The organism is Citrobacter sp. Ce129 (assembly GCF_030334545.1).
Classification (GTDB): Bacteria; Pseudomonadota; Gammaproteobacteria; order Enterobacterales; family Enterobacteriaceae; genus Citrobacter; species Citrobacter europaeus.
In genome coordinates, this window is record NZ_JAOWDS010000074.1 from 59833 (window position 1) to 81261 (window position 21429).

At 52.1% G+C, this 21429-nt stretch carries 22 protein-coding genes; 15 read left to right on the forward strand and 7 right to left on the reverse strand.

What is annotated here, in order from left to right; all coding sequences use genetic code 11:
• Positions 1-3: 3 nt before the first annotated feature.
• The 9 genes from OGV77_RS23035 (at position 4) to rpoS (ending at position 6823) form a co-directional block, all read left to right on the forward strand.
• Positions 4-327: a DUF3561 family protein gene (locus OGV77_RS23035; RefSeq protein WP_043017387.1), complete on the forward strand. Its 324-nt coding sequence runs from the start codon at positions 4-6 to the stop codon at positions 325-327.
• Between the two features lie 215 nt (positions 328-542).
• Positions 543-854, forward strand: coding sequence for a cell division protein FtsB (gene ftsB / locus OGV77_RS23040; RefSeq protein WP_003034163.1), 312 nt, complete (start codon positions 543-545; stop codon positions 852-854).
• Between the two features lie 18 nt (positions 855-872).
• Positions 873-1568, forward strand: a complete 696-nt coding sequence (ispD, locus tag OGV77_RS23045; RefSeq protein WP_047409074.1) for a 2-C-methyl-D-erythritol 4-phosphate cytidylyltransferase — start codon at positions 873-875, stop codon at positions 1566-1568.
• A gap of 66 nt (positions 1569-1634) precedes the next feature.
• The gene (gene ispF, locus OGV77_RS23050; protein ID WP_003034167.1) at positions 1635-2114 is read left to right on the forward strand and encodes a 2-C-methyl-D-erythritol 2,4-cyclodiphosphate synthase; all 480 of its coding nucleotides are present in this window, start codon (positions 1635-1637) and stop codon (positions 2112-2114) included.
• Positions 2111-3160: a tRNA pseudouridine(13) synthase TruD gene (truD, locus tag OGV77_RS23055; protein ID WP_043017385.1), complete on the forward strand. Its 1050-nt coding sequence runs from the start codon at positions 2111-2113 to the stop codon at positions 3158-3160. Before ispF ends, truD begins: the two co-directional genes overlap by 4 nt.
• Complete coding sequence (gene surE / locus OGV77_RS23060) at positions 3141-3902, forward strand: 5'/3'-nucleotidase SurE (RefSeq protein WP_003825728.1); 762 nt, start codon at positions 3141-3143, stop codon at positions 3900-3902. Before truD ends, surE begins: the two co-directional genes overlap by 20 nt.
• A complete protein-coding gene (locus OGV77_RS23065) occupies positions 3896-4522 on the forward strand; it encodes a protein-L-isoaspartate(D-aspartate) O-methyltransferase (RefSeq protein ID WP_003034172.1) in 627 nt (208 codons plus the stop codon). The genes surE and OGV77_RS23065 overlap by 7 nt, the downstream gene beginning before the upstream one ends.
• Before the next feature lie 163 nt (positions 4523-4685).
• On the forward strand, positions 4686-5768 hold the full coding sequence (nlpD, locus tag OGV77_RS23070; protein WP_226791959.1) for a murein hydrolase activator NlpD: 1083 nt from the start codon (positions 4686-4688) through the stop codon (positions 5766-5768).
• A 62-nt stretch (positions 5769-5830) separates the two neighbouring features.
• Positions 5831-6823: an RNA polymerase sigma factor RpoS gene (rpoS, locus tag OGV77_RS23075; RefSeq protein ID WP_000081498.1), complete on the forward strand. Its 993-nt coding sequence runs from the start codon at positions 5831-5833 to the stop codon at positions 6821-6823.
• A gap of 142 nt (positions 6824-6965) precedes the next feature.
• Here the strand turns inward: rpoS and OGV77_RS23080 are convergent, their stop codons facing one another.
• The gene (locus tag OGV77_RS23080) at positions 6966-7370 is read right to left on the reverse strand and encodes a MarR family winged helix-turn-helix transcriptional regulator (protein ID WP_080626161.1); all 405 of its coding nucleotides are present in this window, start codon (positions 7368-7370) and stop codon (positions 6966-6968) included.
• Between the two features lie 157 nt (positions 7371-7527).
• On the opposite strand from OGV77_RS23080, the gene OGV77_RS23085 reads away from it, so the two are divergent.
• The 5 genes from OGV77_RS23085 to OGV77_RS23105 all read left to right on the forward strand — a co-directional run bounded on the left by OGV77_RS23085 (position 7528) and on the right by OGV77_RS23105 (position 10883).
• Entirely contained in the window at positions 7528-8121 is a 594-nt protein-coding gene (locus tag OGV77_RS23085; RefSeq protein WP_043017381.1) for a non-oxidative hydroxyarylic acid decarboxylases subunit B, read from the forward strand.
• A complete protein-coding gene (locus OGV77_RS23090) occupies positions 8121-9548 on the forward strand; it encodes a non-oxidative hydroxyarylic acid decarboxylases subunit C (protein ID WP_003825816.1) in 1428 nt (475 codons plus the stop codon). The genes OGV77_RS23085 and OGV77_RS23090 overlap by 1 nt, the downstream gene beginning before the upstream one ends.
• 10 nt (positions 9549-9558) lie before the next feature.
• Positions 9559-9795, forward strand: a complete 237-nt coding sequence (locus OGV77_RS23095; RefSeq protein ID WP_038633131.1) for a non-oxidative hydroxyarylic acid decarboxylases subunit D — start codon at positions 9559-9561, stop codon at positions 9793-9795.
• Between the two features lie 90 nt (positions 9796-9885).
• Positions 9886-10428 (forward strand): hypothetical protein, encoded by a 543-nt coding sequence (locus OGV77_RS23100; protein ID WP_140389833.1) that lies wholly within the window; start codon positions 9886-9888, stop codon positions 10426-10428.
• 302 nt (positions 10429-10730) lie between these two features.
• Positions 10731-10883, forward strand: coding sequence for a Hok/Gef family protein (locus OGV77_RS23105; RefSeq protein WP_043017378.1), 153 nt, complete (start codon positions 10731-10733; stop codon positions 10881-10883).
• A gap of 120 nt (positions 10884-11003) precedes the next feature.
• Here OGV77_RS23105 and mutS read toward each other — a convergent pair whose 3' ends face one another.
• The 3 genes from mutS to OGV77_RS23120 all read right to left on the reverse strand — a co-directional run bounded on the left by mutS (position 11004) and on the right by OGV77_RS23120 (position 15252).
• A complete protein-coding gene (mutS, locus tag OGV77_RS23110) occupies positions 11004-13571 on the reverse strand; it encodes a DNA mismatch repair protein MutS (RefSeq protein WP_043017377.1) in 2568 nt (855 codons plus the stop codon).
• A gap of 206 nt (positions 13572-13777) precedes the next feature.
• Positions 13778-14290, reverse strand: coding sequence for a YqeJ family protein (locus OGV77_RS23115; protein WP_043017376.1), 513 nt, complete (start codon positions 14288-14290; stop codon positions 13778-13780).
• Positions 14290-15252 carry a winged helix-turn-helix domain-containing protein gene (locus OGV77_RS23120; RefSeq protein WP_223306686.1) on the reverse strand — a complete coding sequence of 321 codons (963 nt, stop codon included), beginning with the start codon at positions 15250-15252 and terminating at the stop codon, positions 14290-14292. Before OGV77_RS23120 ends, OGV77_RS23115 begins: the two co-directional genes overlap by 1 nt.
• A gap of 276 nt (positions 15253-15528) precedes the next feature.
• Between OGV77_RS23120 and OGV77_RS23125 the strand changes: the two genes are divergently transcribed.
• Positions 15529-16134, forward strand: a complete 606-nt coding sequence (locus tag OGV77_RS23125) for a helix-turn-helix domain-containing protein (RefSeq protein ID WP_075145705.1) — start codon at positions 15529-15531, stop codon at positions 16132-16134.
• A 41-nt stretch (positions 16135-16175) separates the two neighbouring features.
• Here the strand turns inward: OGV77_RS23125 and OGV77_RS23130 are convergent, their stop codons facing one another.
• The 3 genes from OGV77_RS23130 to OGV77_RS23140 form a co-directional block, all read right to left on the reverse strand.
• Positions 16176-17549 (reverse strand): HlyD family type I secretion periplasmic adaptor subunit, encoded by a 1374-nt coding sequence (locus tag OGV77_RS23130; protein ID WP_075145706.1) that lies wholly within the window; start codon positions 17547-17549, stop codon positions 16176-16178.
• A complete protein-coding gene (locus OGV77_RS23135) occupies positions 17536-19728 on the reverse strand; it encodes a type I secretion system permease/ATPase (protein WP_286502984.1) in 2193 nt (730 codons plus the stop codon). Before OGV77_RS23135 ends, OGV77_RS23130 begins: the two co-directional genes overlap by 14 nt.
• 89 nt (positions 19729-19817) lie before the next feature.
• Positions 19818-21161, reverse strand: coding sequence for a TolC family outer membrane protein (locus OGV77_RS23140; protein WP_181231122.1), 1344 nt, complete (start codon positions 21159-21161; stop codon positions 19818-19820).
• Positions 21162-21429: the final 268 nt, after the last annotated feature.

Here is a 21429-nt window from a genome sequence, read left to right on the forward strand (position 1 = left end):
GATATGCGTAACAGCCATAACATTACTATTACAGAGTCAGATACCTTCGCTGCCGACGACGAAACCACCTGGTCACTTCCGGGGGCCGTGGTCGGATTTGCAGCGTGGTTGCTGGCGCTGGGATTTCCGTGTCTGATGTATGGCCCTAATACACTGTTTTTCTTTATTTATACCTGGCCCTTTTTCCTCGCATTGTTGCCCGTGGCGATCGTCGCGGGTATTGCCCTGCACTCGCTATTAAAAGGACGGTTGTTGCTGAGCATTACCTGTACCCTGCTGGTGGTTGGGGCTATGTTTGGCGCACTATTTTTATGGTTATTGGGTTAAGCTCACGTCAATTTCGCATAATCGCCGCGGTTGTTCACTCTCTGGCCATAATTCAAACCGTAACCAACAATGAGATTATGTTCTCCTTACACGGGGTATACGTAACAACGGGAAAATGTGGTACATTTGCCCGCGTTGTCGCGGCATTCCCGCCCGTTGATGTAAAGTCGTCTGCGGAAGTTATGGGATGTTAATGCCGTTTTTCAGGGGGCAGGATGGGTAAACTAACGCTGCTGTTGCTGGCTTTATTAGTCTGGCTGCAGTATTCGCTGTGGTTCGGTAAGAACGGCATACATGACTATAGTCGCGTCAACGATGATGTTGCTGCGCAGCAAGCTACAAACGCGAAACTTAAAGCGCGTAACGATCAGCTCTTTGCCGAAATTGACGACCTCAATGGTGGACAAGAGGCTATCGAGGAGCGTGCGCGTAACGAACTCAGCATGACTAAGCCGGGCGAAACCTTTTATCGTCTGGTGCCTGACGCGTCTAAACGCGCTCAGACTGCAGGGCAAAACAATCGATAAACCGTCCAGGGATTTAACATGGCAGCCACTTTATTGGACGTTTGCGCCGTGGTGCCGGCTGCCGGGTTTGGCCGCCGAATGCAAACAGAGTGTCCTAAGCAGTACCTCTCTATTGGCAATAAAACCATTCTTGAACACTCGGTTGATGCGCTGCTGGCTCATCCCCGGGTGACGCGAGTCGTCATCGCTATCAGCCCAGGCGACAGCCGCTTTGCCCAACTTCCACTCGCTGCGCATCCGCAAATTACCGTAGTGGATGGCGGCAACGAGCGTGCTGATTCTGTCCTTGCCGGTTTGCAAGCCGCAGGGGAAGCCAACTGGGTACTGGTGCATGATGCCGCGCGTCCGTGCCTGCACCCGGATGATTTAGCCCGTTTACTGGCAATAAGTGAGACCAGCCGCACCGGCGGGATCCTGGCGGCGCCCGTACGCGACACGATGAAGCGCGCGGAGCCGGGCCGAACAGACATTGCTCATACGGTCGATCGCACCGATTTATGGCATGCGTTGACGCCACAGTTTTTCCCTCGTGAGCTGTTGCACGACTGCCTGACCCGTGCGCTCAACGAAGGCGCAACCATTACGGACGAAGCCTCGGCGCTGGAATATTGCGGCTTTCATCCGCAACTGGTTGAAGGACGCGCTGACAACATCAAAGTCACTCGCCCGGAAGACCTGGCGCTGGCGGAATTTTATCTGACCCGAACTATCTAGACACCTCATCCTTCACGCTGCAACGAGGCAGCCTGCAGGATGCTGTGTATATCAGGAGAAGGCATAATGCGAATTGGACACGGTTTCGACGTACACGCTTTTGGCGGAGTTGGCCCAATTATCATTGGTGGTGTACGCATCCCATACGAAAAAGGATTGCTGGCGCATTCTGATGGCGACGTGGCGTTACATGCGCTAACTGATGCTCTGCTGGGCGCGGCGGCGCTGGGGGATATCGGTAAACTCTTCCCGGATACCGACCCGGCCTTTAAAGGTGCAGATAGCCGTGAATTATTGCGTGAAGCCTGGCGGCGTATTCAGGCCAAAGGCTATACGCTTGGTAATGTGGATGTGACGATTATTGCTCAGGCGCCGAAGATGCTGCCGCACATTCCGCAGATGCGCGTGTTTATTGCCGAAGATCTCGGCTGCCATATGGATGATGTTAACGTGAAAGCGACCACCACGGAAAAACTCGGTTTTACCGGGCGTGGGGAAGGGATTGCCTGTGAAGCGGTGGCGTTACTCATTAAGGCAACGAAATGACTGCGTTTGAAGATCTGACGTATCTCCATGGTAAACCACTGGGCCATGGCGTTCTGAAAGCGAATCCGGAAGACTTTGTCGTCGTCGAAGATTTAGGCTTCGAACCGGATGGCGAAGGCGAGCACATTTTGGTGCGCATCCTGAAAAACGGCTGTAATACCCGTTTTGTGGCTGACGCGCTGGCGAAGTTCCTGAAAATTCACGCCCGTGAAGTAAGCTTTGCCGGGCAGAAAGATAAACATGCGGTTACGGAACAGTGGCTGTGCGCACGCGTCCCCGGCAATGCGATGCCTGATTTAAGCAAATTTGAGCTTGAAGGCTGTAAAGTGCTGGAGTACGCGCGTCACAAGCGTAAGCTGCGTTTAGGGGCGCTGAAGGGCAACGAATTTACGCTGGTGCTGCGTGAAGTGAGCGAGCGCAATGACGTTGAAGCGCGTTTACAGGCGATTGGCGAGCGCGGCGTACCGAACTATTTTGGCGCTCAGCGTTTTGGTATCGGCGGCAGCAACCTGCAAGGGGCGCTGCGCTGGGCGCAAAGCGATGCGCCGGTGCGCGATCGCAATAAACGCAGTTTTTGGTTGTCGGCGGCCCGTAGCGCGTTGTTTAATCAGATAGTCAGTGAACGCTTGAAAAAAACAGACTTTAATCAAGTTGTTGACGGCGATGCGCTACAATTGTCGGGACGTGGAAGCTGGTTTGTCGCCACACTGGAAGAACAAACTGAATTACAGCGTCGCGTCGATGAGAAAGAATTGATGGTAACAGCGGCATTACCGGGCAGCGGTGAGTGGGGAACTCAGCGCGACGCGCTGGCGTTTGAAGAAGCCGCTATTGCTGATGAAACCGCGCTGCAGTCTCTGTTATTGCGCGAGAAAGTCGACGCGTCGCGTCGCGCTATGTTGCTGTATCCACAACAATTAAGCTGGAACTGGTGGGATGATGTAACCGTTGAGTTACGCTTCTGGCTACCGGCAGGTAGCTTCGCCACCAGTGTTGTAAGGGAACTTATTAACACAATGGGTGATTATGCGTATATTGCTGAGTAACGATGATGGGGTCCACGCACCCGGTATACAAACGCTGGCGAAAGCGCTGCGTGAGTTTGCTGACGTACAGGTGGTTGCCCCGGATCGTAACCGCAGTGGCGCGTCTAACTCGCTGACGCTGGAATCCTCACTTCGCACGTTTACCTATGATAACGGCGATATCGCCGTACAAATGGGTACGCCTACCGATTGCGTCTATCTGGGCGTAAACGCGTTAATGCGTCCGCGTCCGGACATTGTCGTTTCTGGTATTAACGCGGGTCCTAATCTGGGTGATGATGTTATTTATTCCGGTACCGTTGCGGCGGCGATGGAAGGTCGTCATCTGGGGTTCCCTGCGCTGGCTGTCTCGCTCGATGGGCATAAACATTACGATACTGCTGCCGCAGTAACCTGTCGTATCTTACGGGCGCTGAGCCGTGAACCGCTGCGCACCGGTCGCATTTTGAATATCAACGTGCCGGATTTACCGCTGGATCAAATTAAAGGAATTCGCGTCACCCGCTGCGGCAGTCGCCATCCGGCGGATCAGGTGATTCCACAGCAGGATCCGCGCGGTAATACGCTGTACTGGATCGGGCCGCCGGGTGAAAAATGCGACGCCGGGCCGGATACGGATTTTGCCGCCGTCGATGAAGGCTATGTTTCCATCACGCCGCTGCATGTCGATTTAACCGCATACGGCGCGCATGAGGTGGTTTCTGACTGGTTAGACAGCGTGGGAGCCGACACGCAATGGTAAGCAGACGCGTACACACTCTTCTTGAACAATTACGTGCGCAGGGCATCAGAGATGAGCTTGTTCTCGATGCGCTCGCCGCCGTGCCGCGTGAAAAATTCATTGATGAGGCGTTTGAACATAAGGCCTGGGACAATATTGCTCTGCCGATTGGCCAGGGGCAGACGATTTCGCAGCCCTATATGGTTGCGCGGATGACCGAACTGCTTGAGCTAACGCCGCAGTCCCGGGTGCTGGAAATTGGTACAGGCTCTGGCTACCAGACGGCGATTCTGGCGCACCTGGTGCATCATGTGTGCTCCGTTGAGCGCATTAAAGGTTTGCAGTGGCAGGCACGTCGTCGCCTGAAGCAGCTTGATTTACATAATGTTTCGACCCGTCATGGTGATGGATGGCAAGGCTGGCAGGCGCGAGCCCCGTTTGACGCTATCATTGTAACGGCAGCGCCGCCCGAGATCCCAACCGCATTGATGATGCAGTTGGATGAGGGCGGCATTCTCGTCTTACCCGTGGGCGATGAGCACCAGTTTTTGAAACGGGTGCGTCGTCGGGGAGGCGAATTTATTATCGATACCGTGGAGGCCGTACGTTTCGTTCCCCTTGTGAAGGGGGAGCTTGCGTAGATACTGGCTCTGAATACCTGGAGTTTTCCTGGATATTCTGGAATTAGTCAGCGTATCGTGTCGATGCTTTGCACGGTGATTACGTCACTGGTTTTAACCAAATTTTCCTGGGGGATAAATGAGCGCGGGAAGCCAAAAATTTACCGTTCGCCGTATTGCGGCATTGTCACTGGTTTCATTATGGCTGGCAGGTTGTTCTAACACCTCGAATCCACCAGCGCCAGTCAGCTCCGTTGACGGCAGTTCATCTACGAACACCAGTTCCGGCATGCTGATTACACCTCCGCCTAAAATGGGCTCGACGTCGACAGTACAGCAGACGCCGCAGATCCAGCCGGTGCAGCAACCAACCACGCAGCCAACGCAAATCCAGCCTGTCGCACAACAGCCTGTACAGATGGAAAACGGTCGTATTGTGTACAACCGCAAGTATGGGAATATTCCGAAAGGTAGCTACACGGGCGGCAGTACCTATACTGTTAAGAAAGGCGATACCCTTTTTTATATTGCCTGGATCACCGGGAACGATTTCCGTGACCTCGCACAACGCAATAACGTTCCGGCCCCGTATGGCCTGAATGTCGGTCAAACTCTGCAAGTGGGCAACGCGTCTGGCGCACCGATTACCGGTGGAAATGCCATCACCCAGGCGGATGCAGCACAGCAAGGAGTTGTGACCAACCCTGCACAAAATTCCACCGTTGCTGTTGCTTCGAAACCAACAATTACGTATTCTGAGGATTCAGGTGAACAAAGTGCTAATAAAATGTTGCCGAACAACAAGCCTGCTGGGACCGTGGTCACAGCGCCTGTAACGGCTCCAGCAGTTAGCGCAACCGAATCAACTGCAAGCTCAACGTCGACAAGCTCGCCAATCTCTACCTGGCGCTGGCCGACTGACGGCAAAGTGATCGAAAACTTTGCGGCTACCGAAGGTGGCAATAAAGGGATCGACATTGCAGGCAGCAAAGGACAGGCTATTGTCGCGACCGCAGATGGACGCGTCGTTTATGCCGGTAATGCGCTGCGTGGTTACGGTAATCTTATTATCATCAAACATAACGATGATTACCTGAGCGCCTACGCCCATAACGATACGATGCTGGTCCGGGAACAACAAGAAATCAAGGCGGGGCAGAAAATAGCTACCATGGGTAGCACCGGAACCAGTTCAACACGCTTGCATTTTGAAATTCGTTACAAGGGGAAATCCGTAAACCCGCTGCGTTATTTACCGCAGCGATAATTCGGCGGAACCAGGCTTTCACGTGCTAGTTCCGTTAGGGATCACGGGTAGGAGCCACCTTTATGAGTCAGAATACGCTGAAAGTTCATGATTTAAATGAAGATGCGGAATTTGATGAGAACGGAGTAGAGGCTTTTGATGAAAAAGCCTTGAGTGAAGAGGAACCCAGTGATAACGACCTGGCTGAAGAAGAGCTGTTATCGCAGGGGGCCACACAGCGTGTGTTGGACGCGACTCAGCTTTACCTTGGTGAGATTGGTTATTCACCACTGTTAACAGCCGAAGAAGAAGTTTATTTTGCGCGTCGCGCACTGCGTGGGGATGTCGCATCCCGCCGTCGCATGATTGAAAGTAACCTGCGTCTGGTGGTGAAAATTGCTCGTCGTTATGGCAATCGTGGTCTGGCATTGCTGGACCTGATTGAAGAGGGCAATCTGGGACTTATCCGTGCAGTCGAGAAGTTTGACCCGGAACGCGGGTTCCGCTTCTCAACATACGCAACCTGGTGGATCCGCCAGACGATCGAACGGGCGATTATGAACCAAACCCGTACGATCCGACTGCCGATTCACATTGTAAAAGAGCTGAACGTCTATCTGCGTACCGCGCGTGAGTTGTCGCATAAACTGGACCACGAACCGAGCGCAGAAGAGATTGCTGAACAACTGGATAAACCGGTTGATGACGTCAGCCGTATGCTCCGACTCAACGAGCGTATTACCTCGGTAGACACCCCTCTGGGTGGCGATTCCGAAAAAGCGTTGCTGGATATTCTGGCCGATGAAAAGGAAAACGGTCCGGAAGACACCACGCAAGACGATGATATGAAACAAAGCATCGTCAAATGGCTGTTCGAACTGAACGCCAAACAGCGTGAAGTGCTGGCACGTCGTTTTGGTCTGCTGGGGTACGAAGCTGCGACACTGGAAGATGTGGGCCGTGAAATTGGTCTCACTCGTGAACGTGTTCGCCAGATTCAGGTTGAAGGTCTGCGTCGTCTGCGTGAAATTCTGCAGACTCAAGGGCTGAATATCGAAGCGCTATTCCGCGAGTAAGCACAAGTTCTATCAAGAAAGGCCAGTCTCATTGGGACTGGCCTTTTTCTATGTTTGTTGCCTGATGGCACTGCGTTTATCAGGCCTACGGGGAGCTGGACTTTGTAGGCCGGATAAGACATTTATGTCGCCATCCGGCAGATTAGTTCATCATCTTACTCACCAGACGAGTGAACTGCTCACGCTCTTCATCGGATAATCGCCCCAGAAACTCCTCATCCACGCTATTGCCTAACGGAGTGGCGCTGGCCAGTAATGCCTCTCCTTGCGCGGTTAAATAAACAAACCGCCGACGCTTATCCGCTGGATCGTGCTCACGCTTGACCAGATCGCGTTTTTCCATCCGGCTCAGCATTTCCGCAAGCGTCGCTTTGGTACAGACTGCTGCCTCGGTCAGGGTAACCTGCTCAATGCCGGGCTGTTCGGCAATGGCGCGCATCACCGCATACTGTGGTTTGGTCAGATCCGGTAATTCATGTTGCCAGCGAGCCGTATGATGCTGAAAAAGCTGGCGTAAAAGGTGGAAGGCTGTATTTCGTAACCGCATGAGAACTCCGGGATTTCTGTCAGTCTCTATCATAACGGGTAACGCGTCATAGTTTAACCATTGCTGCTTTAGCAATCAGTGCGAGTTGCTCTTGCCCGAAATGCATCGAGGGAGTATTTTGATAAAATGTTCGTACACGAACAAATTTGAGGGTTGCATGAGATTGATTGTAGGAATGACCGGGGCAACCGGCGCACCGCTTGGCGTGTCGCTACTGCAGGCGCTGCGGGAAATGCCGGGGGTGGAAACTCATCTGGTGCTGTCAAAGTGGGCCAAAACCACAATTGAACTGGAAACGCCGTACAGCGTCCGCGAGGTGTCTGCGTTGGCCGATTTTTGCCACAACCCGGCAGACCAGGCGGCAACCATCTCCTCCGGGTCGTTTCGTACTGACGGCATGATCATTATCCCCTGCAGTATGAAAACCCTGGCCGGTATTCGTGCAGGCTACGCGGAAGGACTGGTAGGGCGTGCCGCTGATGTGGTGCTGAAAGAAGGGCGCAAGCTGGTACTGGTGCCGCGTGAAATGCCGCTTAGCACCATTCATCTGGAAAACATGCTCGCGCTTTCCCGCATGGGCGTCGCGATGGTTCCCCCGATGCCCGCGTTTTATAACCACCCGCAAACGGTCGATGACATCACGCAGCACATTGTGGCTCGCGTGCTCGATCAGTTTGGTCTGGAACACCCCAACGCCCGTCGCTGGCAGGGATTACGACAGGCGCAGAATTTTGCACAGGAGAATGAATAATGGCATTTGATGATTTGCGCAGCTTTTTGCAGGCGCTGGACGACCAGGGACAACTGCTGAAAATCAGTGAAGAGGTCAACGCCGAGCCGGATCTGGCGGCGGCGGCCAACGCAACCGGGCGTATTGGCGACGGCGCCCCGGCGCTGTGGTTTGACAATATTCGTGGATTTACCGACGCCCGCGTGGCGATGAACACCATCGGCTCGTGGCAGAATCACGCCATCTCTTTAGGTCTGCCGCCAAATACCCCGGTGAAAAAACAGATTGATGAGTTTATCCGCCGTTGGGATAAATTTCCGGTTACGCCGGAGCGTCGTGCCAACCCTGCGTGGGCTGAAAACTGTGTTGATGGTGATGAGATCAACCTGTTTGATATTCTGCCGCTGTTTCGCCTCAACGATGGCGACGGGGGTTTTTATCTTGATAAAGCCTGCGTGGTGTCGCGCGATCCGCTGGATCCTGACAATTTTGGCAAACAGAACGTCGGCATCTATCGTATGGAAGTCAAGGGCAAGCGCAAGCTTGGTCTGCAACCGGTGCCGATGCACGATATTGCGCTGCATCTGCATAAAGCCGAAGAACGTGGTGAAGATCTGCCGATCGCCATCACGCTGGGTAACGATCCGATCATCACCCTGATGGGAGCTACGCCGCTGAAGTACGATCAGTCGGAATACGAAATGGCGGGGGCGCTGCGTGAAAGTCCGTACCCGATCGCTACCGCACCGCTCACCGGCTTTGACGTACCCTGGGGGTCAGAAGTGATCCTTGAAGGGGTCATTGAAAGCCGTAAACGTGAAATCGAAGGTCCGTTTGGTGAGTTTACCGGTCACTATTCCGGTGGACGTAACATGACCGTCGTGCGTATCGATAAAGTCTCTTATCGCACCAAACCGATCTTTGAATCGCTGTATCTGGGGATGCCGTGGACGGAGATTGACTACCTGATGGGTCCTGCAACCTGCGTACCGCTTTATCAACAGCTGAAAGCTGAATTCCCGGAAGTGCAGGCGGTAAACGCCATGTACACCCACGGTTTGCTGGCGATTATCTCAACCAAAAAACGTTACGGCGGCTTTGCCCGCGCGGTGGGGCTGCGCGCAATGACGACGCCGCATGGCCTGGGTTACGTGAAAATGGTGATTATGGTTGATGAGGATGTTGACCCGTTCAACCTGCCGCAGGTGATGTGGGCGCTGTCTTCGAAGGTCAATCCGGCGGGAGATCTGGTGCAACTGCCGAATATGTCGGTGCTGGAACTTGATCCGGGTTCCAGCCCGGCGGGGATTACCGACAAGTTAATTATTGATGCGACCACGCCGGTTGCGCCGGATAACCGTGGGCACTACAGCCAGCCGGTATGCGATTTACCGGAAACGAAAGCCTGGGCTGAAAAGCTGACCGCCATGCTGGCCAACCGTAAATAAGGAGTAGCAGATGATTTGTCCACGTTGTGCCGATGAACATATTGAAGTGATGGCAAACTCGCCGGTGAAAGGCGTCTGGACGGTATATCAGTGCCAGCATTGTCTGTATACCTGGCGTAATACCGAACCGCTACGCCGCACCAGCCGCGAGCACTACCCGCAAGCGTTTCGCATGACGCAAAAAGATATTGATGATGCGCCGATGGTGCCGAGTATCCCGCCGCTGCTGGCGGAAGATAAGCGCTAATCAACATAGCCGGGTGCGGCTTCGCCTTACCCGGTATACAATTGCTTAAGTTCTTTTTTGCAGCATGACAACAAGGATGTTTTCAGAAATATGTCACTCTATCGGCGAGTCGTTTTATTATCTTTACTGGGAATGAGTTCTGGCGCGCAAAGCGCATCACATGAACAAATCATGCAAATCTATAATAGCGGGTCCGTTGGCTCTGTTATTAAATGTCAGGCCCACATGGACGTTAAGAGTGGGGATGGCACAATTCCAGTACAGATTATGTCCGTAATGACGATAACGGGTCGGCAATTTCATCATCTCTATTATGATAGTGCGATAACCTATTCAATCGTTAATGCAGAAAAGCCCTATATGTATGTGTCTGTTTCGGTGGAAGAAAATATCCAAGAAGAGCAGCGAAAAATACGTAGTGAGCTCGATCTTTCAACCCTGCGGGTCGATTTTCCTGGAAATCCTGAAATGGCGAATACAGTGCGTGAACTTTTTCGGGAACAACGTGTTACGTACGCTAATTATACAGATATTACCGTTAGTGAACCGCCGAGCTATACGGTCAGGCAATATAGCAAAGATTCTATTTCTGGCGTCATTCTTCAGACTTGTACGCCGATGGCGCAACGCTGAGGGGCCTGGAAATGGTAGTTCATGTCGGCCCGATAAGCGCAGCGTCACAACGCACTAATATTAAGCCTCGGAATATCCGGGGTTCGTTATTTTGCGAGCAGGCTCGTAGCAAATGGCTTAAATTGTTCGAGGAGATGGCGCCTGGAATAGAATAGCGGCGGGTGCTTGAGGCTTTCTGAGCTTTGAGCATTTGCAAGGTCCCGGAAAGACAAAAGCCCCAGGAGATAGTTCTATCAACCTGAGGCTAGCGTTCAAACCTAGACCATTTGGATGTTAGTCTCTTCTTTGCAGGGAGGCAAGACATGCTGACAAAATATGCCCTGGTGGCGATTGTAGTGCTGTGTTTCACGGTGCTGGGATTTACGTTAATGGTACGAGATTCGCTGTGCGAGTTAAGTATTAAAGAGCGTAATATGGAGTTTAAAGCTGTTCTCGCTTACGAACCGAAGAAGTAGCAACAACGCGGGGGAAACCCCGCGTCTTGATGGCCTGGTTTTGTCCTCTCGCACCCATTCCCGAAGTGCGCGCCAGTTGTTGTAGGCCCGATAAGCCAGGCGCCATCGGGCATTAAAACGTTACACCAGACTCTTCAACCGATAGATCCACTCCAGCGCCTGGCGGGGCGTTAGCGAATCCGGATCGAGATTTTCCAGCGCTTCGACGGCGGGTGATGTTTCTTCCGGAACCGATAGCAGCGACATCTGCGTGCCGTCGACCTGGGTCGCAGCAACATTCGGCGCTATGCTTTCCAGTTCACGCAGTTTTTGCCGCGCGCGTTTAATAACCTCTTTCGGCACACCTGCCAGGGCTGCGACCGCCAGACCATAGCTCTTGCTTGCCGCACCATCCTGTACGCTGTGCATGAAGGCGATGGTATCGCCGTGCTCTAATGCATCCAGATGCACATTTGCTACGCCCTCCATCTTCTCCGGTAACTGAGTCAGTTCGAAGTAGTGGGTGGCAAATAACGTTAATGCTTTGATTTTATTGGCCAGGTTTTCTGCGCACGCCCACGCCAGCGACAGGCCGTCGTAGGTGGAGGTGCCGCGTCCAATCTCATCCATCAGCACCAGGCTGTTCTCGGTGGCGTTGTGCAGAATGTTGGCGGTTTCGGTCATTTCTACCATGAAGGTAGAACGACCGGATGCCAGATCATCCGCCGCGCCCACGCGGGTAAAGATGCGATCGATAGGCCCGATCTCCACTTTCTGCGCCGGAACGTAGCTGCCGATATAGGCCAGCAGAGCAATCAACGCGGTCTGGCGCATATAGGTACTTTTACCCCCCATGTTCGGGCCGGTGATGATCAGCATCCGTCGCTGAGGCGAGAGGTTAAGCGGGTTGGCAATAAACGGCTCGGTCAGCACCTGTTCCACCACCGGATGACGTCCCTCGGTAATACGAATACCAGGCTTGTCGGTGAAGGTCGGGCAGGTGTAATTCAGGGTATAAGCACGTTCCGCGAGGTTGACCAGTACGTCCAGTTCCGCCAACGCGCTGGCGCTCTGTTGCAAATCAGCCAGGTGCGGCAGCAGCATGTCGAACAGTTCGTCGTACAGCTGTTTTTCCAGCGCCAGCGCTTTGCCTTTTGAGGTCAGAACTTTGTCTTCGTACTCTTTCAGTTCCGGAATAATGTAGCGTTCGGCGTTTTTCAACGTCTGGCGACGCACGTAGTTAATCGGCGCCAGATGACTTTGCCCGCGGCTGATCTGAATATAGTAGCCGTGTACGGCGTTAAACCCGACCTTCAGCGTGTCCAGACCGGTGCGTTCGCGTTCGCGGATTTCCAGTCTGTCGAGGTAGTCGGTTGCGCCATCAGCCAGCGCCCGCCATTCGTCCAGCTCTTCGTTGTAGCCCGGGGCAATGACGCCGCCGTCGCGTACCAGCACCGGCGGAGCTTCCACCACGGCGCGTTCCAGCAGTTCACGCAGCTCGGTAAACTCACCCATTTTCTCGCGCAGCATTTGCACGGGGGCACTGTCTACGTTTTCCAGCTGTGCGCGCAGTTCCGGTAATTGCTGGAAAGCATGACGCATCCGGGCCAGATCGCGTGGGCGCGCGGTACGCAGGGCCAGGCGGGCCAGAATACGTTCCAGGTCGCCGACCTGGCGCAGTACGGGTTGTAATTCGCTGGTGGTATCCTGCAGCGCGCCGATGGTCTGTTGGCGCTCGGTGAGGATTTTAGTGTCGCGCACCGGCATATGCAGCCAGCGCTTGAGCATACGGCTACCCATCGGCGTTACGGTGCAGTCGAGTACCGAAGCCAGCGTGTTTTCAAAGCCGCCTGCCAGGTTCTGGGTAATTTCCAGATTGCGGCGAGTGGCGGCGTCCATGATGATGCTGTCCTGCTGGCGCTCCATGGTGATGGAACGAATATGCGGCAGCGAGGTGCGCTGGGTATCTTTTACGTACTGCAACAGACAACCGGCAGCGCAAAGTCCGCGCGGGGCGTTTTCCACGCCAAAGCCGATTAAATCCCGCGTGCCAAACTGCAGGTTTAACTGCTGGCGGGCGGTATCAATTTCGAATTCCCACAGTGGGCGACGACGCAGGCCGCGACGCCCTTCAATCAATGAGGTTTCGGCGAAATCTTCGGCATACAGCAGTTCTGCGGGGTTGGTGCGCTGCAATTCTGCGGCCATGGTTTCGCGGTCAGCAGGTTCACTGACGCGAAAACGCCCGGAGCTGATATCAAGCGTTGCGTAACCATAACCTTTACTGTCCTGCCAGATGGCAGCCAGCAGGTTGTCCTGGCGTTCCTGCAGCAGTGCTTCATCACTGATGGTGCCTGGCGTGACAATACGCACCACCTTGCGTTCTACCGGACCTTTGCTGGTCGCCGGATCGCCAATTTGCTCACAAATAGCAACGGACTCGCCCTGATTGACCAGCTTGGCGAGGTAGTTTTCTACGGCATGATGAGGAATGCCCGCCATCGGGATTGGCTCGCCCGCAGATGCACCGCGTTTGGTCAGGGAGATATCAAGCAGCTGAGACGCGCGTTTCGCATCGTCATAAAACAGTTCGTAAAAGTCGCCCATGCGGTAAAACAGCAGTATTTCCGGGTGCTGAGCCTTCAGCTTGAGATACTGCTGCATCATGGGCGTATGGTTAGTGAAGTCCGTATCAAGTGACTCTTTCATATTGTTTTTGCTCTTTTTTTAATCTTTTTGGGTACCTGGGCAGTCTCACGTGAGCCCCTGGAAACTCACATAAACCCACAAATTTGTCATTCGAAAGCCGCCTGAAGGGCAGTAACGACGAGCCTTGTTTCGACCAGAATGGCCTATCTTATCACCGACAACGACTGAGATTCACCCGTAGGTTTTGCCGTCAGAACCCTTATTGATTATTCATTTTCCGGCAACGCATAGTTCTGGCAGTAGAGATAGGGGATCCCCTCTTTGGTAATCAGATACGTCTCGCTATTCAGCGCAAAAAAATCGACGTTAGATACGCTGGTGTTGGTCAGGAAAAAGTCGGGGAGTAATTCCTGAATGAGAGTGGCGGGTGCCGTTTCACGATTAGAGATCTGGATTTTCTGCGAAATCCAGACCGGGCTTGAGCCGTAGCTGGATTGTGTAAAAAGTACCATGCGCTGCACGGTCTGCTCATTATTTTCGGCATCTTTGATAATGCCATCAATATTCACAATACCTTTGCTGCCGCCGGTTTTTATATCAATGATGCCACGGAACGAAGTGGTATTGCGTACAATCTCGATAGCTGAACGGCAGGTCAGATTATGTAACTCGCCATTGTTTTTACTGTACCGATAGACGACGGCGACAATTAGCGTAACAAAACAAAGCAGCAGGATAATACCTGTCTGAATGCGGGACGTTCTGGGATAAAAATTCATTAGCTATCATACCGTGGGTAATAAACCGACTGACAGGCATTTTCCTGCCTGGCTTTCATCGGTGAGCGACACACAAGCACGGACAATTTCTTGGATTCAGGATAGGTGGTGATATAGATAAATTTATGGCTTTGACACAGCCCCGGATTTTTGTCGATAAACGCGGTATGTCGAGAGAAATTACTGGCATCGTTATTAAAATAATACTGACAGTCAGTGGGTGCTTTGCCCACAGTGATATAGCCAGAGAAATAGTTATCGCTGGTTTGCCACGGATACAATATAAGCACACAAATTATCAGGGTAATGGTCAGCATTACCATTTCTGCAGTAGTCATCAAAGGTTGACGCGGTGCGCAAGGCAATAGTTCTTCGATGGCGACATCCGGTGCTAAATGTTCAACCGTAGAAGAAGGGCTGTCTTCTGGTGTTTCAATCACCTGAATATCACATTCATCCTGAATGATTAGCCCTTTGCGGGGGATCGTGGTGATAAGCGGTTGTTCCAGCTCTAGTTGTAGCAGACTTTTACGCAAAGAGAGAATGCTTTGATAAAAGGCGTTGAAGCTCACCTGACGGTGATTTTTACCCCAGCCGAATTCCAGCAGTTCGTTTTGTGAAACCACTTGCCCGCGATGTTGAATAAGTAATAAAAGACATAATGACGCCGAGTGTTTGAGTTTTATCCGTTGATTGGGTTGATCTACCCGCGCCAGACATTGCGTCGCTGGCGTAAATATTATTATTTTTTCAATCAGATAACTGACATTGCCAGTCTCAGACATAAGGTCTCTACTCTTGCTGATGCGCCAGGCGGTTGGTGAGTCATGATACCACTTTGCCCATAAAGACCACCAGTATGGACCCGACTCTACAGCGAGAACCGCTAAATGTTTCAATTTAGTATCATAATATAACAACAATGATAACTTTTTAATGAAAATAAACCATATATAAATCAATTGATTGTATCTTTTTGGCTACACCGCAAAGAACAGAAAGATGAAAAAATATCGACAAAGATGATTGCCATTAATTCTTTATGGACAGTGCCCTATACTGCCTGGCACCACCACGCGAAAAGAGCAGAAGCCTGAACGCGTCAACGGCACCAGGGAATGTTGGTGGTAGATGTAGATGGGAATAAATGTCAGCTTGTTTGCAGGCTGACATTTATTTTTCGTGCTAAGTAAATTTATCCTCATTTGACAAAGCCTTAATTTGCGGTAGAGAGTCCCATGTTCCAGAAAGAAATTGAAAATGCTGTAGTGCTCGTTGGCGATGAAATGAAGAAGTCAGATAATGCCTGGCTGTCGTTACGTAAAAAACGTCAGCGTATTGATTTGAAGATTGATGGCAATATCTTGTTTCTGGAGAAAGGGACTGTCTCTGTTTATCGCGTGGAAAATGATTTAGTCACGGTGAGTATTTCTGCTCCGGCTATTCTCGGTCTGCCACAAATGCGTACGGAAGTGGCCGGACACTATTTACGTTGTGACACCGATTGCGAGATGTGGGCGATGAGCGTACAAAACGCCGATCTCCTGTTTACCGCTAAAAACTTATGGAAGCAGGCGTTTGATATCTTAACGCACCATCTTCAACGTTATTTCCAGCGCGAGGCGTTGCAATCGCACCGCACTATTCGCGAGCAGATTATTGAACACGTGAAATATATCTGGGCAATGCAGCCCGATGTCCGAGAGAAAACGTCCGTGTATACCTTTATTTTGACCCGCAATCATATCTCACGTAGCGCCATCCATAAGGTGTTACAGGAGCTGGTTAGTGACGGGAAAATCACCCTGAATCGCGGAAAACTTTCCTTTTGCATGCCGTTATAATTTCTGCGCTCCCTGACAATAATGAAAGGGAGCACAACCGATCAACGTTCTCTGAGTGCCTCCGCGCGTGCGCGAATAATCGGTTTTAACAAATAGCTCAGAATCGTTTTCTTACCGGTGAGAATATCGACGCTCGCCACCATGCCGGGAATGATAAGCATCGGATGCTCTTTTGTTCCCAGGTAGTTTTTGTCCGTTTGCAGGCGCACAACATAAAAGCTTCGCCCCTGCTTGTCGGTCACGGTATCTGGGCTTATCTGCACCACTTCGCCTTGCAGACCGCCATAGATGGTGTAATCGTAAGCGGTAAATTTCACCATCGCATGCTGGCCTGGATGGAGGAAGGCGATATCGCGCGGTTGTATTTTGGCTTCGATTAACAGCTTGTCATCCAACGGCACGATTTCCACCAGATCGCTGCCCGGCTGAATGACGCCGCCGATAGTGTTCACCATCACCTGCTGAACGATACCGCGCACCGGTGAGGTGACCATGGTCCGATTCACCCGGTCTTCTAACGCTTTTACGCTGGCCTGGGTTTTGCTCAGATTGGTACGCGCCTCGTTGAGCTGGGCCAGCGCATCGCTCTGGAAACGGCCACGGCTTTCACCGATTTTATTCTCAATCTCTTTAATTTCTGATGCGGCCTTGGGCAACGACAGGCTAATAGAATTGAGCTGCCCGGCGGTTTCTACTTCGGTACGATGCAGGCGCAGCAGTTCGACTTTTGAAATGGCGCCTGAGGCGAGCAGCGGTTCGGACATTTTGATTTCCTGACGGATTAACCCAAGGCTGTGCTTAAACTGATCCTCCTTCGATTCAAAGTCGCGCAACTCCTGTTTTTTCTGCACCAGCTGTTCTTCGAGCCCGGATATTTCGTTGTGAAACTGCTCCCGGCGGCTGTTGTACAGCTCGGTTTCTCCCCGGGCGACATCCGGCGCCTGGCTGGCTATCTCTGGGGAAATAATAAAGTCGCGGTTCTCAACTTCCGCCGTCAGGCGTTCTACCTTGGCGCGCAGACCGAGCTTATCGGCTTCAGTTTCGCCAACGTTGGAGGCGAAACGCGTGTCATCGAGGTGCAGTAATGGGGTTCCGGCGTTAACGATTTGCCCTTCATGCACATATAGCTCGGTGACAATCCCCCCTTCCAGGTTCTGTATTTTTTGCAGCTTAGATGAAGGGATTGCCTTACCTTCGCCGCGCGTAACTTCATCAATTTTTGCAAAGCCGGCCCACACGAAAGACAAAACCACCAGCGCGAGGATCGTCCACAGCGTCAGTCGTATTACTCTCGGGGCGTCATCAATAATGGCCTGGCTGACCTCATTAATACTGTCGGTTTGATTTTCATCACGGCCGCGAAAGTAATGCTGTAAGTAGCGGCGGGCTCGAGCCAGGAAATCAGCGAGATGCATTAATCTGCCCCTTTTTCAACGCATCCATCACTACCGCTTTCGGGCCGTCTGCGATGATGCGTCCTTTATCAACAATAATCAGACGGTCAACCAGCGACAGCATGGAGGCGCGGTGCGTGACCAGTAATAACGTTTTTCCCGCGATGCAGGGAGCCAGCGCGTGTTTGATCTTCTCTTCGCTGGTGTTGTCCATCGAACTGGTGGGTTCATCCAGTAGCAGGAGAGGGGGATCCAACAGCAGCGCGCGCGCGAGCGCCACCGCCTGCCGTTGACCGCCGGAAAGCTGAGAGCCGCGCTCACCGACCTGTAGGTTATAGCCGTCAGGATGCAGACGGGCGAAATCGTTGACGCCTGCCAGTTCTGCCGCTCGCAGCATGGTTTCGTCGTCGACATAGCGCGCCCCGCACAGCAGGTTGTCGCGCAGCGTGCCGTTGAACAACTGGATGTCCTGCGGCACGTAGCCGATGCTGTGGCGCAGATCGTTCACATCCAACTGACGAGAGTCGATACCGTCGATCAGCAGATTCCCGGCGCTCGGCTGGTACAAATTGACGATAAGTTTACTCAGTGAACTTTTACCGGAACCGCTGCGTCCGATAATGCCGATGCGCTCACCGGGCTGAATGGTCAGGTTTATTTTGTGCAGCGACAGGGTTTGTTGTTCCGGATAGCTGAAATCCACATCGCGAAATTCAATGCTGCCCTGTAACTGTTCCCGCTTGAGCGGATTTTCATCCGCGCGACGCTCCTGCGCCAGCGACATCATTCTCTCGGTATTTTTGATGGTGAGCTTCGCCTGCTGATAGCGGGCGATAAGGCCGGTAAGCTGGCCCAGCGGCATCAGAGCGCGACCATTGAGCATGTAGCAGGCGATCAAACCACCCATACTCAGCTTACCGCCGATAATCATGTATACCCCGACGATGATCATCACCACGCCCGAAATTTGCTGGAACCAGCCGGTGAGGTTGCTTGCCAGGCTGGACAAGGTTTTGACGCGCAGTTCCAGACGACTCAGGCTGCCCAGCGTCTGTTCCCACTGGAACTGGCGTTCACTTTGGGCATTGTTCACTTTGATGGCATCCAGGCTGCCCAGGGTTTCAATCAGCAATGCCTGACGTTCGCTGGCGAGGCTCATGGTTTTTGCCACCGCGTCGTTGACCGGTTTTTGCAGCGCCCAACTACACAGCAAGGCAATCGGCAATGTCAGTATCGGGATCCATGTCAGCGCGCCGCCGATAATGCCGATAACGAGCAGCAGCAACAGGGTGAAGGGCAGATCGATAATCGTCGTCAGCGTGAGCGATGAGAGGAAATCACGCAGCGACTGGAATTCATGAATGTTTTGCGCAAAGCTCCCCACCCGCGCAGGGCGCTCTTTCATCTCCATGCCGATAATGCGTTCAAACAGGGTCGAGGAGATGATGAGATCGCTTTTTTTACCCGCAAGATCCAAACAGATACCGCGTAGCATTTTCAGGATCAGATCAAAGATAAAGGCCAGACAAATCCCCACCGCCAACACCCACAACGTGACCGTTGCCTGGTTTGGCACGACGCGGTCATAGACGTTCATGGTAAAAAGCGGCGTGCCGAGCGCAATCAGGTTGATCAGCAGGCTGGCCAGCACCGCATCCATATACAGAAAGCGTGATAGCTTCAGCGTGTCTTTAAACCAGGATTTAGTGCGTGGCAGGAAGGCTTCCGCCTGCAAATCGAATTCATGACGCGGATGCGCAAAAATGACTTTACCCGCATAGTTGCGCTCAAGCGTGGCTAAATCGACGCAAATTTCTCCACCTTCGCTTTCGCTGGGCATAAAGCGGGCGCTGCCGTCATCGTTCCATGCTAACAATACGCCGGTTCCGCCAGCGTTCAATAACAACACTGCTGGCAAAGACATTGCCGGAATTTTATCGAGCGTGCGCCTGACGACTCGCGCTTTTAAACCGGCTCTTGCCGCCGCGCGTGGAAATATATTCAGCGTGAGCCGATCGTTTTCTAATGGCAGACCGCTGCTGAGTGTTGAACGACTCGCCGGTTTACCATGCAGAGAACACAGAATAAGTAAGCTATCTAATAACGGGTCGTCATTATGGCTACGTGGGTCGTGATATTGAGAACCTGGCGGAACATAATTCTCGGGGACGTCATTTAATAATTCGGCTTGTGCACTCATTTTCGCAACCATTCTGACCGTACACGGTTAAATAATAGCAAGCTTATAATAAGCATGTAGGTCAGAGATTTAATGGGTATTAATAATTATTAATTAAGTTCCGGTAAACTATTTTCTTCTGCAGAATCTACCGGTTGCCCTGACGGCGGCGGTGTGATTTTTAGAATATTCATTAATTCACCGGTGCGTTCGCTAATTCGATAGCCGCTGGTCATTGCCAGATAACGTAATTCAACAAGGCGACGTTTAGAGGAGAACACTTCATTTTCACTATCGAGTAAATCCAGCAGGGTACGTTCGCCAAGACTGAATTGATCCTGATAAGCCGTGCGCACTTTGACGCTTCGGTCGGCATATTCTTCTGCAGAAGGAAGCTGGGCGCGTGCGTTTTGCAGTGCTGTCCAGGCCAGGCGCAGCTCCTGATTCAACTGGCGAAGCGTGTTATTGCGCACATCCTGAGCCTGCTTGTGCAGATAAGCGCGGGAGTTCATATTGGCTTTGTCGCTGCCGCCCTGGTACAGGTTGTAATGCAGTTTAACCATCGCCTCCCATTCTTCGGTGTGTGCGCGGGTGGTATCGGTGTTGTTGCTAATGCCGCGGGAAAGCTCTACGTCTACGCGTGGGTAGAAAGTTGATTTCGAGGCCTCATATTGCTGGTGCGCAGCTTCGATATCCGCATTGGCGGACTTCAGTAATGGATTATTTTTCTCCATTCGGCTTTTGGCTTCTTCCAGCGAGGTCGGCAGATGAGAGTCAATGCTCTCTGGCTGGCTTAAGCCCTGCGGATCCATGCCCGTTACGCTGACAAAGGTGGTTTTCGCGTCTTCCAGATTGGTCTGCTCGGTCAGCAGATTGTTACGCGCCTGGGCCAGACGCGCTTCGGCCTGCATAAAGTCTCCGGAGCGACCAACGCCCTGATCGGTACGCAGTTTTATCTGGTCGTAAATGCGCTCATGATTCGCCAGGTCGTCTTCTGCAAGGCGCACAAACTCTTCGCGTTGCAGCACATCGAAATAGGCCTGAATTACGGCATAAGCGGTACTTTCGCTGGTGTTCATTACGCCGTAGGCGCGCGAGTCAACGGTCGCTTTTTGCCGCGCCACTTCGCTATTGGTGGCAAAACCGTTGAACACATTTTGCTCAAGGCTGAGAGTCGCTTCGTTAGGCGATTGAGTCAGACCGTTATTGCGACCTGCCGCGCGGGTAGTCGCATCATCAACATTTTTGCGCCCGGCTTCTGCGTTCAGATTCAGGGACGGTAAATAGCCGCCTTGTGCCGCCCGCAGTTCTTGCTCTGAGGAATAACGGCTATTTATTGCGGCATTAACTTCTGGATGATTCGCTAATGCTTCTTTAACGGTATTTTGTAAGTCTTCTGCAATTGCTACATTTATTGAAAAGCACGAAAGCAGAAAAACTAAAAACTTCTTCATGACATGAATGCCTTATATCTCACGGTTATGACATCCAGTTGTCGTCGCTATCATCCATTTTTACAAATGCGTTATATTAATTAACAAATATGAATTATCTTAATTAATGGCTGTTATCAGCTATTCGACGACATGTTTTGTCACATCGTGTTTTATTTTTGGTTATTTTTTATTATATTCATTTGCCAGTCAAGTCTCATGTAATTGCATTCAATAAAATGTGTTTTTTTCTACATTGAGATATTAATGTTTACATTAAATTAATGTG

Bases quoted from the DNA above. Each gene is read 5' to 3' on its own strand.
- OGV77_RS23035 (WP_043017387.1), top strand. From the start codon at position 4: ATGCGTAACAGCCATAACATTACTATTACAGAGTCAGATACCTTCGCT.
- ftsB (WP_003034163.1), top strand. From the start codon at position 543: ATGGGTAAACTAACGCTGCTGTTGCTGGCTTTATTAGTCTGGCTGCAG.
- ispD (WP_047409074.1), top strand. From the start codon at position 873: ATGGCAGCCACTTTATTGGACGTTTGCGCCGTGGTGCCGGCTGCCGGG.
- ispF (WP_003034167.1), top strand. From the start codon at position 1,635: ATGCGAATTGGACACGGTTTCGACGTACACGCTTTTGGCGGAGTTGGC.
- truD (WP_043017385.1), top strand. From the start codon at position 2,111: ATGACTGCGTTTGAAGATCTGACGTATCTCCATGGTAAACCACTGGGC.
- surE (WP_003825728.1), top strand. From the start codon at position 3,141: ATGCGTATATTGCTGAGTAACGATGATGGGGTCCACGCACCCGGTATA.
- OGV77_RS23065 (WP_003034172.1), top strand. From the start codon at position 3,896: ATGGTAAGCAGACGCGTACACACTCTTCTTGAACAATTACGTGCGCAG.
- rpoS (WP_000081498.1), top strand. From the start codon at position 5,831: ATGAGTCAGAATACGCTGAAAGTTCATGATTTAAATGAAGATGCGGAA.
- OGV77_RS23080 (WP_080626161.1), bottom strand. From the start codon at position 7,370: ATGCGGTTACGAAATACAGCCTTCCACCTTTTACGCCAGCTTTTTCAG.
- OGV77_RS23085 (WP_043017381.1), top strand. From the start codon at position 7,528: ATGAGATTGATTGTAGGAATGACCGGGGCAACCGGCGCACCGCTTGGC.
- OGV77_RS23090 (WP_003825816.1), top strand. From the start codon at position 8,121: ATGGCATTTGATGATTTGCGCAGCTTTTTGCAGGCGCTGGACGACCAG.
- OGV77_RS23095 (WP_038633131.1), top strand. From the start codon at position 9,559: ATGATTTGTCCACGTTGTGCCGATGAACATATTGAAGTGATGGCAAAC.
- OGV77_RS23100 (WP_140389833.1), top strand. From the start codon at position 9,886: ATGTCACTCTATCGGCGAGTCGTTTTATTATCTTTACTGGGAATGAGT.
- OGV77_RS23105 (WP_043017378.1), top strand. From the start codon at position 10,731: ATGCTGACAAAATATGCCCTGGTGGCGATTGTAGTGCTGTGTTTCACG.
- mutS (WP_043017377.1), bottom strand. From the start codon at position 13,571: ATGAAAGAGTCACTTGATACGGACTTCACTAACCATACGCCCATGATG.
- OGV77_RS23115 (WP_043017376.1), bottom strand. From the start codon at position 14,290: ATGAATTTTTATCCCAGAACGTCCCGCATTCAGACAGGTATTATCCTG.
- OGV77_RS23125 (WP_075145705.1), top strand. From the start codon at position 15,529: ATGTTCCAGAAAGAAATTGAAAATGCTGTAGTGCTCGTTGGCGATGAA.
- OGV77_RS23130 (WP_075145706.1), bottom strand. From the start codon at position 17,549: ATGCATCTCGCTGATTTCCTGGCTCGAGCCCGCCGCTACTTACAGCAT.
- OGV77_RS23135 (WP_286502984.1), bottom strand. From the start codon at position 19,728: ATGAGTGCACAAGCCGAATTATTAAATGACGTCCCCGAGAATTATGTT.
- OGV77_RS23140 (WP_181231122.1), bottom strand. From the start codon at position 21,161: ATGAAGAAGTTTTTAGTTTTTCTGCTTTCGTGCTTTTCAATAAATGTA.